13 protein-coding genes are annotated in these 14,998 nt (G+C 72.6%); 5 read left to right on the top strand and 8 right to left on the bottom strand.

The genetic code is table 11. The features are described 5' to 3' along the window. Positions 1–386 precede the first annotated feature (386 nt). The 5 genes from FHS39_RS06395 to FHS39_RS06375 form a co-directional block, all read right to left on the bottom strand. On the bottom strand, positions 387–1,676 hold the full coding sequence (locus FHS39_RS06395; protein WP_045934102.1) for a citrate synthase: 1,290 nt from the start codon (positions 1,674–1,676) through the stop codon (positions 387–389). A gap of 115 nt (positions 1,677–1,791) precedes the next feature. Continuing rightward, complete coding sequence (gene recD2, locus FHS39_RS06390; RefSeq protein ID WP_184347142.1) at positions 1,792–4,074, bottom strand: SF1B family DNA helicase RecD2; 2,283 nt, start codon at positions 4,072–4,074, stop codon at positions 1,792–1,794. Positions 4,075–4,345: 271 nt separating this feature from the next. Continuing rightward, positions 4,346–5,176, bottom strand: coding sequence for a TIM barrel protein (locus FHS39_RS06385; protein WP_184347140.1), 831 nt, complete (start codon positions 5,174–5,176; stop codon positions 4,346–4,348). Continuing rightward, positions 5,173–6,339, bottom strand: coding sequence for a DUF993 family protein (locus tag FHS39_RS06380; protein WP_184347138.1), 1,167 nt, complete (start codon positions 6,337–6,339; stop codon positions 5,173–5,175). Before FHS39_RS06380 ends, FHS39_RS06385 begins: the two co-directional genes overlap by 4 nt. Beyond that, entirely contained in the window at positions 6,336–7,499 is a 1,164-nt protein-coding gene (locus FHS39_RS06375; RefSeq protein ID WP_184347136.1) for a Gfo/Idh/MocA family protein, read from the bottom strand. The genes FHS39_RS06380 and FHS39_RS06375 overlap by 4 nt, the downstream gene beginning before the upstream one ends. 79 nt (positions 7,500–7,578) lie before the next feature. Between FHS39_RS06375 and FHS39_RS06370 the strand changes: the two genes are divergently transcribed. Next, positions 7,579–8,379 (top strand): sugar phosphate isomerase/epimerase family protein, encoded by an 801-nt coding sequence (locus tag FHS39_RS06370; protein ID WP_184347134.1) that lies wholly within the window; start codon positions 7,579–7,581, stop codon positions 8,377–8,379. Here FHS39_RS06370 and FHS39_RS06365 read toward each other — a convergent pair. Continuing rightward, positions 8,270–9,211, bottom strand: a complete 942-nt coding sequence (locus FHS39_RS06365; protein ID WP_184347132.1) for an EamA family transporter — start codon at positions 9,209–9,211, stop codon at positions 8,270–8,272. The genes FHS39_RS06370 and FHS39_RS06365 overlap by 110 nt on opposite strands. 90 nt (positions 9,212–9,301) lie before the next feature. Between FHS39_RS06365 and FHS39_RS06360 the strand changes: the two genes are divergently transcribed. From FHS39_RS06360 to FHS39_RS06350, 3 genes are all read left to right on the top strand, one after another. After that, entirely contained in the window at positions 9,302–10,207 is a 906-nt protein-coding gene (locus FHS39_RS06360; RefSeq protein ID WP_184347130.1) for a LysR substrate-binding domain-containing protein, read from the top strand. Positions 10,208–10,294: 87 nt separating this feature from the next. Beyond that, positions 10,295–10,969, top strand: a complete 675-nt coding sequence (locus FHS39_RS06355) for a TetR/AcrR family transcriptional regulator (protein WP_184347128.1) — start codon at positions 10,295–10,297, stop codon at positions 10,967–10,969. Positions 10,970–11,300: 331 nt separating this feature from the next. Further along, the gene (locus FHS39_RS06350; RefSeq protein WP_184347127.1) at positions 11,301–11,930 is read left to right on the top strand and encodes a hypothetical protein; all 630 of its coding nucleotides are present in this window, start codon (positions 11,301–11,303) and stop codon (positions 11,928–11,930) included. 19 nt (positions 11,931–11,949) lie between these two features. Here the strand turns inward: FHS39_RS06350 and FHS39_RS06345 are convergent, their stop codons facing one another. Both FHS39_RS06345 and FHS39_RS06340 read right to left on the bottom strand, forming a co-directional pair. Next, a complete protein-coding gene (locus FHS39_RS06345) occupies positions 11,950–13,392 on the bottom strand; it encodes a S28 family serine protease (protein ID WP_184347125.1) in 1,443 nt (480 codons plus the stop codon). 77 nt (positions 13,393–13,469) lie between these two features. Further along, positions 13,470–14,435: an NADP-dependent oxidoreductase gene (locus FHS39_RS06340; RefSeq protein ID WP_221462462.1), complete on the bottom strand. Its 966-nt coding sequence runs from the start codon at positions 14,433–14,435 to the stop codon at positions 13,470–13,472. Between the two features lie 127 nt (positions 14,436–14,562). Here FHS39_RS06340 and FHS39_RS06335 point away from each other — a divergent pair, with 127 nt between their 5' ends. Beyond that, positions 14,563–14,973 carry a winged helix-turn-helix transcriptional regulator gene (locus tag FHS39_RS06335; protein ID WP_343069393.1) on the top strand — a complete coding sequence of 137 codons (411 nt, stop codon included), beginning with the start codon at positions 14,563–14,565 and terminating at the stop codon, positions 14,971–14,973. The last annotated feature ends 25 nt before the right edge of the window (positions 14,974–14,998 follow it).

The raw sequence follows: 14,998 nt of genomic DNA, 5'->3' as shown, positions 1-14,998 counted from the left end.
AGATCACAGCGATAGGCAGGTAACCATCGCGGGGGTCAATGGTCTAACCGGGCAGTGCTGGATCGTCTTGGGGGACGGCCCGGCCACGCGTGGCCGGGGCACGTACCCGGGGAGCTTTGAGCGGCCCTCCCGTACGTACGCGTCCCGGCAGATCGCGTCCGCCGGCTCCCGGCCGGATCCCGTGGGGGGAATCCGAGCCGGGACGGAAAGCGCCTCGCTCCGACCCGTGGGGGGATCGGAGTCGGGGCGCTTTCCATTTGGTGTTTACACCTACCGTCCGGACGGCCCGCCGGGAACGGCACGATGCAAGACGCCCCGCACCTGGACCAGGTGCGGGGCGTCTACGCGCGTCAGGGCGGTGTAAACAGGCGCCGGGGCGCCCTGGATCAGCGCTGCTCGACGGGGACGAAGTCGCGCTGGACGACGCCCGTGTAGATCTGGCGCGGGCGGCCGATACGGGAACCCGGCTCCTTGATCATCTCGTGCCACTGGGCGATCCAGCCGGGCAGCCGGCCGAGCGCGAAGAGCACGGTGAACATCTCGGTCGGGAAGCCCATGGCCCGGTAGATCAGACCGGTGTAAAAGTCCACGTTCGGGTAGAGGTTGCGCGAGACGAAGTAGTCGTCGGAGAGCGCGTGCTCCTCCAGCTTGAGCGCGATGTCCAGCAGCTCGTCGGACTTGCCGAGGGCCGCGAGGACGTCGTGGGCCGCCGCCTTGATGATCTTCGCCCGGGGGTCGAAGCTCTTGTAGACGCGGTGGCCGAAGCCCATCAGGCGGACGCCGTCCTCCTTGTTCTTCACCTTGCGGATGAAGGAGTCGACATCGCCGCCGTTGGCCTGGATGCCCTCCAGCATCTCCAGCACCGACTGGTTGGCGCCGCCGTGCAGCGGGCCCCACAGGGCGTTGATGCCGGCGGAGATCGACGCGAAGAGGTTGGCCTGCGAGGAGCCGACCAGGCGCACGGTCGACGTCGAGCAGTTCTGCTCGTGGTCGGCGTGCAGGATCAGCAGCTTGTCCAGGGCGCTGACGACGACCGGGTCCAGCTCGAACTCGGCGGCCGGCACCGAGAAGGTCATGCGCAGGAAGTTCTCGACGTAACCGAGGTCGTTGCGCGGGTAGACGATCGGGTGGCCGATCGACTTCTTGTACGCGTAGGCCGCGATCGTCGGGAGCTTGGCGAGCAGCCGGATCGTCGAGAGGTGGCGCTGCTTCTCGTCGAACGGGTTGTGGCTGTCCTGGTAGAAGGTCGACAGCGCGCTGACCACGGACGACAGCATGGCCATGGGGTGGGCGTCGCGCGGGAAGCCGTCGAAGAAGCGCTTGACGTCCTCGTGCAGCAGGGTGTGCTGGGTGATCTCACCCTTGAACGACGCCAGCTCGTCGACCGTCGGCAGCTCGCCGTTGATCAGCAGGAACGCGGTCTCAAGGAAGCTGCTGCGCTCGGCCAGCTGCTCGATCGGGTAGCCGCGGTAGCGCAGGATGCCCTGCTCGCCATCGAGGTAGGTGATCGCGGATTTGTAGGCAGCGGTGTTGCCATAGCCGGAGTCCAGGGTCACCAGACCGGTCTGGGCGCGGAGCTTGCCGATATCGATGCCCTTGTCGCCGACGGTGCTGTCGACCACCGGGTAGCTGTATTCGCCGTCCCCGTACCGCAGTACTACAGAGTTGTCGCTCACGTCATCCCTCACCGACGTTGTGCCTCTACTTCGAGGTGCCCTGACTACCCCTACCTTCCCCCATTTGGACGATGCACGTGCACTCGGGGTCGGCCATAGGGCCTAAAGGCGGCACTCAGTGCCGCCCAGCCTGCCCATCCTGCCCCGTTCGCCCTGATTGGTAAACCGAGGAGAGACGAACACCACCTTGGGGCCCGATTCCGAGGCGGTGGTCCAGCGCGGTAAAGCGCCTTCCCGCCGACACCGTGCGCACCGCCTGCCCCAGTGCACGCCGGGAACCCACCAGCACCACGAGCCTTTTTGCCCTGGTCACAGCCGTATAGAGCAGATTGCGCTGAAGCATCATCCAGGCGCCCGTGGTGACCGGGATCACCACCGCCGGATACTCGCTGCCCTGGGAACGGTGGATGGTCACCGCATACGCATGGGCCAGTTCGTCGAGCTCGTCGAAGTCGTAGCCCACCTCCTCGTCCTCGTCGGTGCGCACGGTCAGCCGCTGCTCCACCGGATCCAGTCCGGTGACCACACCCACCGTGCCATTGAATACTCCGTTCTGCCCCTTTTCGTAGTTGTTGCGAACTTGGGTGACCTTGTCGCCGACCCGGAAGACACGGCCGCCGAACCGCCGCTCGGGCAGGTCCGGCCGGGCGGGCGTAATGGCCTGCTGGAGCAGCCCGTTGAGGGTGCCCGCGCCCGCCGGGCCGCGGTGCATCGGGGCGAGCACCTGGATGTCGCGGCGCGGGTCGAGGCCGAACTTCGCGGGGATGCGGCGCGCCGCCACGTCCACCGTCAGCCGCCCGGCCTCCTCGGTGTCCTCCTCGGCGAAGAGGAAGAAGTCCGTCAGCCCCTGGGTGATGGGCGGCACCCCGGAGTTGATGCGGTGTGCGTTGGTGACCACCCCGGACTGCTGGGCCTGCCGGAAGATGCGGGTCAGCCGCACGGCGGGCACCGGGCCGTCCGGGGCGAGGAGATCGCGCAGGACCTCGCCGGCGCCCACGGACGGCAGCTGGTCCACGTCTCCCACCAGCAGCAGGTGCGCGCCCGGCGCCACGGCCTTGACCAGCTTGTTGGCCAGCAGCAGGTCCAGCATCGAGGCCTCGTCGACCACCACCAGGTCGGCGTCCAGCGGCCGCTCCCTGTCGTAGGCGGCATCGCCGCCGGGCTTGAGCTCCAGCAGCCGGTGCACGGTGGAGGCTTCGGCTCCGGTGAGCTCCGACAGCCGCTTGGCGGCCCGCCCGGTGGGCGCGGCGAGCACCACCTTGGCCTGCTTGGCGCGGGCCAGTTCGACGACGGAGCGGACCGTGAAGGACTTGCCGCAGCCGGGGCCGCCGGTGAGGACCGCGACCTTGCTGGTGAGCGCGAGCCGCACCGCCTGCCGCTGCTCCGCGGCCAGCTCCGCGCCCGTCCGCCCGGCGAGCCAGGCAAGGGCCTTCTCCCAGTCGACGTCCTGGAAGGCCGCCAGCCGGTCCTCCTCCGCCCGCAGCAGCCTCGACAGCTGCCCGGCCAGGGAGAGTTCGGCGCGGTGGAAGGGCACCAGATACACGGCGGTGACCTTCTCGCCGCCGTCCGGCCCGGGGACGCTCTCGCGGACCACCCCCTCCTCGTCGGCGGCCAGTTCGGCCAGGCAGTCGATGACGAGGCCGGTGTCGACCTGGAGCAGCTTCACGGCGTCCGCGATCAGCTGCTCCTCGGGGAGGAAGCAGTGCCCCTGGTCGGCGGATTGCGACAAGGCGTACTGCAGACCGGCCTTGACCCGGTCCGGGCTGTCGTGCGGGATGCCGACGGACTGGGCGATGCGGTCGGCCGTCAGGAAGCCGATGCCCCATACGTCCGCGGCCAGCCGGTAGGGCTGGTTGCGGACGACGGAGATCGAGGCGTCGCCGTACTGCTTGTAGATGCGCACGGCGATGGAGGTGGAGACCCCGACCCCCTGGAGGAAGAGCATGACCTCCTTGATGGCCTTCTGCTCCTCCCAGGCGGCCCCGATCGACTTGGTGCGCTTGGGCCCCAGGCCCGGGACCTCGATCAGGCGCTTCGGCTCCTGCTCGATGACGTCGAGGGTGTCGGTGCCGAAGTGACTGACGATCCGCTCGGCGATCCGCGGGCCGATGCCCTTGATCAGCCCCGAGCCGAGGTAGCGGCGGATGCCCTGGATGGTGGCGGGGAGCACGGTGGTGTAGTTCTCCACGGTGAACTGCCGCCCGTACTGCGGGTGGGAGCCCCAGCGGCCCTCCAGCCGCAGCGACTCGCCCGGCTGCGCGCCGAGCAGCGCGCCGACCACCGTCAGGAGGTCGCCGCCGCCGCGACCGGTGTCGACGCGGGCGACCGTGTAACCGCTCTCCTCGTTGGCGTAGGTGATCCGCTCCAGGACCCCTTCGACCACTGCCAGCTGCACCATGCCCCCGACGGTACCGCCGGGGTCGGACACGGCGTCCGGGCCTGTGGATAACGGGGATTCCGCTTGAGGCACCGGGAGCGGGCGGGAACGATTCGAGGGGCCCGGCCGGACGGCCGGGCCCCTCGTGCTCCCCCCTGAATCAGGCTTCCTCCGAATCCCCCCGGATCCCTCCCCAGGAAGCCCGACGCAACATACGACCCGCGGACGGACCGAAGGGTTGCACCGATCCCGAGGCGTTACCAGACCTTTACTCAAGGTGTCGAAGCCCAGTTCAGAGCACATGTTTGCGATAGCGGCAGAGCACCTCGGCGAGCACGTCCGCGCCCTCCCGCGCCCACAGCGCGGGGTTGAAGATCTCCACTTCGACGGGCCCGGCATACCCCGCCTCCTCCACCCGCTCCCGGAACCACCGCAGGTCCACCGAACCGTCCCCCAGCTGCCCCCGGCCGAGCAGCACGCCCTCGGGCAGCGGGGTGACCCAGTCGGCGAGCTGGAAGGCCGCGATCCGGCCGCCCGCGCCCGCACGGGCGAGCCCGGCGGCCACCGTGTCGTCCCACCACAGGTGGTAGGTGTCCACCGCCACCCCCACCTGCGCGGCCGGGAAGCGCTCCGCGAGGTCAAGGGCCTGACGGAGGGTCGAGACCACACAGCGGTCGGCGGCGAACATCGGGTGCAGGGGCTCGACGGCCAGCCGCACCCCGTGCCGGTCGGTGTACGGGCCCAGTTCGCCGAGCGCGTCGGCCACCCGCTCCCGTGCCCCGTGCAGATCCCGGCTCCCCGGCGGCAGCCCGCCGCAGACCAGGACGAGGACGCCCGCCCCGAGTTCGGCCGCCTCCTCGATGGCGGCCCGGTTGTCGGCGAGCGCCGCGGCCCGGCCCGCGGGGTCGTCGGCGGTCAGGAAGCCGCCCCGGCACAGGCTGCTGACCCCCAGCCCGGCGCCGCGTACGAGCCGGGCGGCCGCCGTGAGCCCGTACTCCCGCACCGGCTCGCGCCACAGCCCCACCTGCCGCACCCCGGCCGCCGCACAGCCGGCCACCAGCTCGGGCAGCGACCACTGCCGCACGGTCTGCTGGTTGAGGCTGAAGCGCCCGAGCCCGGTCACGGGTCGATCCCGTGCACCGACAGCAGCCGCTTCATGCGCGCCTCGGCCGACTCCGGGTCGGGGAACAGACCGAGCCCGTCGGCCAGTTCGTAGGCCCGCGCGAGGTGCGGCAGGGTACGGGCGGCGTGCAGGCCGCCCGCCATCGTGAAGTGCTCCTGGTGCCCCGACAGCCACGCCAGGAGGACGACACCCGTCTTGTAGTAGCGCGCCGGCCGCTCGAAGAGGTGCCGGGCCAGGGCGACGGTCGGGTCCAGCAGGGCCCGGAAGGCGTGGTGGTCGCCCGCGTCCAGCTTCCGCACCGCGTGGGCGGCCGGCGGGCCCAGGGGGTCGAAGACCCCGAGGAGCGCATCGCTGTGCCGGCCTCCGGGCGCGTCCCCCTCGATCAGCTCGGGGTAGTGGAAATCGTCCCCCGTGTAGCAGCGGACCCCGTGCGGCAGCCGCTGCCGCAGCGCCCGCTCGCGCCCGGCGTCCAGCAGCGACACCTTCACCCCGTCGACCTTGTCCGGGTGGTCGGCGACGACGGCGAGCAAGGTGTCGGTGGCGGCATCGAGATCGGTGCTGCCCCAGTAGCCCTCCAGTGCCGGGTCGAACATCGGGCCGAGCCAGTGGAGGATCACGGGTTCGGCCGTTTGGCGCAACAACCGTCCGTAAACCTCCCGGTAGGCATCGGGTCCGGTGGCGACGGCCGCCAGGGCGCGCGACGCCATGACGACGGCCCGGGCGCCCGCCGCCTCCACCACCGCCAGCTGTTCCTCGTAGGCGGCGGCGACGTCCGCCGACGTCACCGCGCTCGCGGCAGGGAGTTGGTCCGTGCCCGCACCGCACACGATCCGGCCGCCCGCCGCCCGGGCCTCCGCGGCGGAGCGCCGGATGAGCTCGGCCGCCACCGGCCAGTCCAGGCCCATGCCGCGCTGGGCCGTGTCCATCGCCTCCGCCACCCCCAGGCCGTGCTCCCAGAGATGCCGCCGGAAGGCGAGGGTGGCGTCCCAGTCCAGATCCGCGCGGCCGTGCGGCGTGGTGTTGCGGAAGGGGTCGGCCACCACATGGGCGGCGGCGAAGACCGTACGGGAGCGCGGCGGCGGCCCCGGCGGCAGCGGTGGCGCGGGGCTACGGCGGGGCGCGTGGACCCGCAGCGTCCCGGCCGCGTCCGGCAGCCGGATCACGGCAGCTCCCGCGGTGCGTCCCGGGGCACGGGCAGCCGCCGGCCCTCCGCCGAGGAGCGGCGGGCCAGCTCGGCCAGCCGGACGCCCCGGGCCCCCGCGAACAGGTCCCAGCGCCAGGGCTCCCCCGCCACCGCGTGCCGCAGGAACAGCTCCCACTGGGCCTTGAAGGCATTGCCGCACGCTTCGCCGTCCGGCACCTGCCGCCACTGGCCGCGGAAGTCCTCGGTGCAGGGCACGTCCGGATCCCACACGGGCCGGGGCGTGTCCGTACGGTGCTGCACCCGGCAGCCGCGCAGCCCCGCGACGGCCGACCCCTCGGTCCCGTCGACCTGGAGCTCCAGCAGCTCGTCCCGGTGCACCCGCACCGCCCAGGACGAGTTGAACTGCGCCACGGCCCCGCCCTCCAGCTCGAAGATGCCGTAGGCCGCGTCGTCCGCCGTAGCCTCGTACGGCACGCCCTTCTCGTCCCAGCGCCGCGGAATGTGCGTCGCCATGTGCGCCTGCACGCTGCGCACCGGGCCGAACAGCTCGCGCAGCAGGTACTCCCAGTGGGGGAACATGTCGCCGGTGATGCCGCCCCCGTCCTGGGCGCGGTAGTTCCACGAGGGGCGCTGGGCGGGCTGCCGGTCGCCCTCGAAGACCCAGTAGCCGAACTCGCCGCGGACGGAGAGCACCCGGCCGAAGAAGCCGTCGTCGAGCAGCCGCCTGAGCCCCCGCACCCCCGGCAGGAAGAGCTTGTCCTGGACGACGCCGTGCCGCACGCCCGCATCCCGGGCGAGCCGGGCCAGGGCCAGCGCCCCGGCGTGGTCGGCGGCGGTCGGCTTCTCGCAGTAGACGTGCTTGCCCGCCGCGATGGCCTTGCGCAGCGCTTCCTCGCGGGCACAGGTGGCCTGTGCGTCGAAGTAGACGGTGACCGACGGGTCGGCCAGCACCGCGTCCAGGTCGGTGGACCAGTGCGCGAGCCCGTACCGCTCCGCCAGCTCCCGCAGCCGGGCGCCGTCCCGCCCGACGAGGACCGGCTCGGGGCGCAGCGTGGTGCCGTCGGCGAGGCGGATGCCGCCCTCCTCGCGCAGGGCGAGGACGGAGCGGACGAGGTGCTGGCGGTGACCCATCCGGCCGGTCACGCCGTTCATGGCGATGCGGACATCGATCGACGTCATGCCCGGTGGCCTCCCGTTGGATGGTGCCGACTTCCGCACCAAGGGCATTTCCCGCGGCCTTCCGGGGAAACCGATCGACATGAAGCTGGCGTTTTCCACCCTCGGTGTCCCCGGTCTGCCGCTGCGCGACGTGGTGCGGCTGGCCGCCGACTGCGGCTACGACGGCGTCGAGCTGCGGGCCCATCCGGAGGAACCGGTGCACCCGGGGAGCTCGGCCGCACAGCGGGCCGCGGCGGCCGTGGAGTTCGCGGCGGCGGGCGTGGAGGTGCTGGCCGTGGCCGGTTACGCCCGGGTCGCCGGGCCCGGCCCGGACGAGCCGGTGCTGGCGGAGCTGGAGGGGCTGGTGCGGCTCGCCGCGGACCTGGGGGCCCGCTTCGTACGGGTGTTCCCCGGCGGCGGCGGGCGGCCGGAGAAGGAGGCGGACGCGGACGCGGCGCGCCGTCTGGGGACGATCGCCCCGCTGGCCGCCGACACGGGCGTGCACGTGCTGCTGGAGACGCACGACTCGCACCGGCGGGCCCAGGACGTGGAGCGCGTCCTGGGCCCGGTGGGGCACGGCAGCATCGGGGCTCTCTGGGACGTGCTGCACACGTGGCTGGGCGGGGAGTCCCCGGCCGTCAGCTTCCCCGCGCTCGCCCCGCACCTGGGCTACGTCCAGGTCAAGGACGTGGCCTCGGCCGAGGACACGGCACCGCTGCCGCTCGGTGCGGGGGTGCTGCCGCTGGGTGCGTGCGCGGGGGTGCTCAGCGCGGGCGGCTGGCGCGGCTGGCTCAGCTGGGAGTACGAGAAGCGCTGGCATCCGCAAGCGGCCGACTTCGCCCAGCTGGCCGGGCCGGGCGCGGAGTACCTGCGGGGGCTGGTCGCCGCCGCACGGACGTGAGGGCGACCCCGCCGACGAGGAGCGCCGCCGCGCACCAGCGCAGGGGGCTCACCTGCTCGTCCAGCAGCAGCGCCGAGGAGGACATGCCGAAGACGGGCACCAGGAGGGAGAAGGGGGCCACGACCGAGGCGTCGTAGGTGCGCAGCAGGAACCCCCAGGCACCGAAGCAGAGCACGGTGCTGACCCAGGCGACGAAGAGGACGGCCCCCACGCCGCCCCAGTTGAGGGAGCCGAGGGCCTCGGCGTCGGCGTGCGGGCCCTCGAAGACGAGGGAGAGCAGCAGGAGCGGCAGGACGGGGACGGTGCTCACCCACACGATGAACCGCAGGGCGTCGGGCGGCGAGGCCTTGCGGGTCAGGACGTTGGAGACGCCCCAGAAGGCCGCCGCGGCCACCACCAGCGCGAAGCCGAGGAGCGGCCCCGAGGCGCCCTCGTCGACGGCGGCCACGACGATGCCCGCAAGAGCCACCCCCATGCCCACGAGCCGGGCCCGGCCCAGGCGTTCGCCCAGGGCGAGCAGGGCGAACAGGGCGGTAAAGACGGCCTGGACCTGCAGGACGAGCGAGGAGAGCCCGGCGGGCATCCCCGCGTGCATCCCGAGGAACAGCAGCCCGAACTTGCCCACGCCCAGCATGAGTCCCACCCCGACGATCCACCGCCACTTCACCGGTGGCCGGCCGACGAAGAAGACCGCGGGCACTGCCGCCGCGAGGAAGCGCAGGGCACAGAAGAACAGCGGCGGGAAGTGGCCGAGGCCGATGTCGATGACGACGAAGTTGACGCCCCAGACGGCGGCGACGCAGACGGCGAGGAAGAGGTGAAACGGACGCATGCGATCAGGATCACGGGGCACGACTGTGTAGCACCAGCACACATTTCTTCATGATGGGATTCAGCAACTCTCAACGATGGGGGCCTTCTCGTGCTGGATCTGTCCCGTCTGCGCGCCCTGCACGCCGTGTCCGTGCACGGCTCGGTCAGCGCCGCGGCCGTCGCGCTGGGCTACACGCCGTCCGCCGTCTCGCAGGCCATCACCAAGCTGGAGCGCGAGACCCGTACGACGCTGCTGGAGCGCCGGGGCCGGGGCATCGTGCTCACGGACGCCGCGGCCCGGCTGGCGGGGACGGCGCAGGAGCTGATGGCGATGGTCGAGCGGGCGGAGACGGAGCTGGAGGAGCGGCGCGGGCAGCCGACGGGCCGCCTGGTGGTGGGGGCCTTCGCCTCGGCCGCCCGCGGTCTGATGCCCTCGGTGCTGGCCGAGCTGGCCGCCGCGCACCCCTCGCTGGACTCCCGCCTGGTCGAGGTCGACCCGCACCTGTCGGTGGGGCTGGTGGCGCAGGGGGCGGTCGATCTGACGGTGACCTTCGAGTGGGACATCAACCCGCTGCCCGCGCCCGACGGTCTGGAGCGCATGCGCATCGGCGAGGACAAGTGCGACGTGCTGGTGCCGCGTGGCCATCCGCTGGCCGGGCGGGCGGTGCTGCACGGCGGCGATCTGGCGCAGCAGCGGTGGATCTGCCAGCCGCCGGGGACGGTCTGCCACGACTGGCTGGTGCGTACGCTGCGCGCCTCGGGCAACGAGCCGGACCTCGCCTACCAGGCAGCCGAGAACCACACCCAGATGGCGCTGGTGGCGGCGGGCCTGGGCATCGCCCTGCTGCCGCGGCTGGGCCGCGGGCCGCTGCCGCCGGAGGTGGTGTCGGTGCCGCTCGAACCGGTGCCGGTGCGGCGGCTGTTCGCCTACTGGCGGGCCGGCGCGGCGCGGCGTCCGGCCATCAGCGAGACCGTCCGGCTGCTGTGCGCGCACTGGCCGGAGCGTTCCTTGTGACCATCTGCCGCCCCCGCGCATGTAAACCTTGAAACGTGCGGGCGAGAGCCCGGGTGCGAGGCGTCCGGGGAGAGGCGGGGGATGTCCATGGGGGCCAGGTCGGCGGCGGGTGCGGAGGCCAGGTCGGCGGAGACCCGGGAGCGGCTGATCGCCGCGGCGGCCGCCGTACTGCGCACGCAGGGCTACGGGCGGGCCAGCGCCCGGACCATAGCCCGGGAGGCCGGGGTCAATTCGGCCCTGGTCTTCTATCACTTCGGCGGTGTGGACGCGCTGCTGCTCGCCGCCCTCGACAGTTCCTCGGCCGAGCGGATGGCACGGCACACCGCCACCGTCGCGCGGGTGAACTCCCTGGAGGAGCTCGCCGAGGCCGCGACCCGGATCTACCGGGACGACCTCGAAGGCGGGCACATCACGCTCTTCTCCGAGCTGGTGGCCGCCGCCGTCGCCAAGCCGGAGCTGCGCGAGGAGCTCCGGCGGCGGGCCGAGCCGTGGCTTGCGTTCGTCGAGGAGACCCTGGAGCGGGTCGTCGGCGGCACCGCGCTGGCCCGGCTGATGCCCCCGCGCGACCTGGCCAACGCGGCGCTCACGTTCTATCTGGGCGCCAACCTCTTCTCCGTGCTGGACGCCGACCGCTCGCGCACGGAGTCGGTCTTCGCGATGGTGCGGCGGCTCGCCCCGCGCGCGAAGCTGCTGACCATACGGCGGCCGGTGCGGCTGGGCAGGGCACGCGGTTTCGGCAGGGCGCGCCGCGCGACCGGGTAGCGGAGCGCGACCGGGTAGCGGAGCGCGACCGGGTAGCGGCGTGCGGGGTGCGCGCGGAACCGCTCCGGCGCGCGGTGCGTCCAAGCGGCGTGCTGCCGGCGAGGTCTTCCGCAGGGCGGTGTCGGCGTCGCCGCTGGCCGCGTTGCTGACCACCCTCTCCGCCGCCTGCGGACGGCGGCACCCCGCCGCCGGCGTACCCCCTCCGACCACGTCGGCGGCGGCCCGGCGGGGCGGGACGGTCACCCTGTGCGAAGCATCCCGCACGCCTGGCGTGCGGGAGGGCATGTGGGGTAACTGTGGTCGTTCTTGTGCGGGTTGGGGGGATTCATTCATGCGCCGTCATGCGCTGCCGAGGACGCTGTTCGCGTTCGCCGTGCTGTCCGGGACCCAGGTCCTCGCCGGCTGTCAGGCCGAGGGCCCGGGGGTGCAGACGGTCGTCCAGGGCGACGCCGCCGTGCCGTCGGCACCGGCCGGGCGGAAGGGGACGTTCCTGGGCCGGGGGGCCTGCGCCGGGCAGGACGGCGGCCGGGCGTTCCGGGAGGTGGACTGCGCAAGTCTGCAGGCTGCGGCGGGAGTTCTGGCGCGGTACTACGGCCCCCAGTCCGGCGGCCCGCGCTGCCCCGACGAGACCGACTTCGTGCTGCACATCACGGCCGTCGACGCCGGCACCTCGGAGCGGGACAGCCCGCCCGAGGGGTACGCCTGCATGCGCAATCTGCGCCCGCCGCACCCGGGCGACCCGGGCCGCGGGGGCGGCCCGCTGACGGTGGCGGGCGACTGCGTCCGCACCGAGCGGCACGGGGTGGTGAAGGAGGTGGCCTGCGACGGCACGGGGGCGCACGCGCCGGAGTACCGGGTGGAGGTGGCGGCGCGCACCCGCGACGACTGCCCGCCGGACACCGATCTCTACGTACAGCTCGGCGGCGAGGCACCCGTGGGGTGCGCCCGCCGCCTGCCGTGATCCGCGGGCCGGGGCCCGCTTACGGGCGCAGGCCCGACTCCCGCTGCACGCCGGGCCGGTCGAGCTTGGCGTCGTAGGACGCCAGCGGCTTCGCCTTGCGCTCGTCCTGCTGTACGGAGGCCGGGGCCACGCCCGCCCAGCGCAGGACCTCGGCGGTGGCGGTGGCCCGCTCGTCGGCGACGAGCTGGGAGATGTTCGAGCCGTGGTTGCCGCCGGGCGCGTAGAAGCGGTAGTCGTGCCGGGCGGCGGCGCCCTTGCCCAGGCGGAACGGCTCGCCGCTCCACGGGTCGTTCTGCCCGTAGACGAACAGCATCTGCTTGCTGTCCTCGCGCACCCACCGGTCGACGTCGGCCATCGCGCCGGGGTGGAACGTCATCGGTATGTCGCGCGGCACGTAGCTGCGCGGGTTGTAGATGCCGGGGTAGCGCAGGAGGCCCTTGAGGTGCGGCGTCTTGAAGGTGGGCGAACCGAGCTGGGTGCCCGCCTGGTAGTAGTACGGGGTGAAGCGCTCCAGGCCCTGGTCGGTGTAGCCGTCGAAGCCGGAGATGTTGTCGATGAACTTGTACAGCTCGTCCGTGGACGCCTTGGTGGCGGGCACGGAGGCGCACTCGCTCTGCAGGTGGTACTGCCAGAACGCCCACACCAGGTCGAGCACCACGTTCTCGTAGGCCTTGTCGGCGCTGCCGACCACCTTGAACGTCTTGCCGTTCTCGTCGGCCCACTTCTGGTAGCGGGCGACGATCTCGTCGCGGCGTACGAGCGCCTCGCGCTGCACCGAGTTGAGCTGGGTGCGGCACGCCTTGTCGCCGACGGTGGCGAAGAACCGGTCGTAGGCCGAATCCTCCTTGTCCACCACGTCGTTGGGCGCGACGTAGGCGACGGTGCCGTTCATGTCATGGGGGTAGAAGCGGCGGTAGTAGGTGGCCGTCATGCCGCCCTTGCTGGCGCCGGTGGCCAGCCAGTTCTTGCCGTAGATGGGCTTGAGCGCCTGGTAGAGGCGGTGCTGGTCGCTGGCCGCCTGCCATATGTCGAGCTTCGACCAGTCCGCCGGCTGCGGCCGGGACGGGGTGAAGTAGCGGTACTCCAACGACAACTGGTTGCCGTCGACGATCCGGGTCGGCTCGCTGCGCGAACGCGACGGATCGGTGCTGAGGTTGTAGCCGGACGTAAAGAAAACGGTGGGCCGGTCCGTGGACTTGTGCAGCAGCGAGAAACGCTGTTTGAAGGTGCCCTTGGACGGGTCGCGGTGGTCGACGGGCTGGGTGTAGGTCATGACGAGGTAGCGGTAGCCCTCGTAGGGCTTGTCCTCGACGAGACTCATCCCCGGAATCTTCAGGATGCGTTCCTTGATGTCCGCCTGGTCCGACCGGGCAGCGGCGGTGGCGGTGGTCGTCACACCACCGGCACCGACCGTGCCTATGGTGACCGTTAATGCCAGCAGCCATCTGAGTGTCTTGCGCATGCGCCCTCCCCTGGGTTCGCAAAGGTCGCCGCGAACCTACCGGGGGCAACATCCACTCCGCCAGGGTCCAGCCGGCATCAGCCGACCGAGAGGACCACCTTGCCGCGGGTGCGGCCGGTCGCCACCAGCTCGTGCGCCTTCGCCGCCTCGGCCAGCGGCAGCACCGCCTCCACCTCGACCCGCACCTCTCCCGCCGCCACCAGCGCGCCGATCGCCTCCAGGCCGGCGCGGTCCGGCTCCACCAGCACGTCGGTGATCCGTACCCCGAGCTCCGCCGCCACCCGCGCGGCCTCGGGGTCGACGCCGGAGGGCACCACCATGAGCAGCCCGCCGGGCCGCAGCGTCCGCAGGGAGCGCAGCTGGTGGTCGGGGTCGCCGATCAGGTCGACGACGACGTCGGTGTCCCGCACCTCGTCCTCGAAGCGGACGGCGGTGTAGTCGAGGACCTCGTCGGCGCCGAGGGAGCGCACGAAGTCCTGCTTGGCGGGGCCGGAGGTGCCGATCACATGGGCGCCGCGGGCCTTGGCGATCTGTACGGCGAGGTGGCCCACGCCGCCCGCCGCCGCGTGCACGAGGACGCGCTGCCCCGCCCGGACGTCCGCGGCGTCCACCAGCGCCTGCCAGGCGGTGAGCGCGGCCAGCGGCAGCGCGGCGGCCTCGACGTGGCCGATCGAGGCGGGCTTGCGGGCGAAGTGCCGCGAGGGGGCGGTGACATACTCGGCGAAGCCGCCCGCCAGGTAGGGGAAGCGGGGCATGCCGTACACCTCGTCGCCCGGCTCCAGCCCGGTGACGCCGAAGCCGACGGCCTCCACGACGCCGGAGACGTCCCAGCCCAGGACGTGCGGGGCCGCGCCCATCAGCCCGAAGCCGACGATGCCCTCCCCCGCCCGGGTCTTGACGTCCACCGGGTTGACGCCGGCCGCGTGCACCCGGACCAGGACCTCGGTGGGCAGCGGCTCGGGCCGGTCCACCTCGGCGAGGGCGAGGACTTCGGGGCCGCCGAAACGGTGCTGGACGACGGCCTGCATACGGGCTGCGGACATGGTGCGCTCCTGGGGGTTTCGCTTGCTTGCGCACACCATCCTGTCCGCCCCGGCCCGCCCCGCACAGACGGAACCTCGCGGTAACGGCCCCGGAATAGCGGGCGCCGGCCGGTGGTTGGCGCCTGGCGTGGAAGAGGAAGAACTGTGCCCCTGCCGCCCCCTGCTCGACCGGCTCGGCGACCGCTGGTCCGCGCTCACGCTGAGCCTGCTGGGCGAAGGACCCGCCTACTTCGGTGAACTGGAGCGCCGGATGAGCCCGGTGAGCCGCAAGGTCCTCACCCAGACGCTGCGCGGCCTGGAACGGGACGGACTGGTGCTCCGTACGGTCGAGCAGAGCCCGGTCGTACGGGTCTCCTACGCCCTCAGCGAGCTGGGGGCCAGCCTCACCGGACCGCTGCTCGCCATCCGCCGCTGGACCGACCGCCACCAGCCGTCCGTGGACGCCGCCCGCAGCGCCTACGACGCGGCACGGCCCTCCCCGGGCGTGACCGCACTGCGCGAGCGCGCGGCGGCCGGCCGGGCAACGTCCGTCGCCTGAACCGACGGCGGCCCCGGGGTGCCTC

Origin of the sequence: Streptomyces olivoverticillatus (assembly GCF_014203555.1) — a bacterium.
Taxonomy (GTDB): Bacteria; Actinomycetota; Actinomycetes; order Streptomycetales; family Streptomycetaceae; genus Streptomyces; species Streptomyces olivoverticillatus.
Note: the sequence above shows the minus strand (reverse complement) of the source record. Positions and strands in the feature narration are given on the sequence as shown.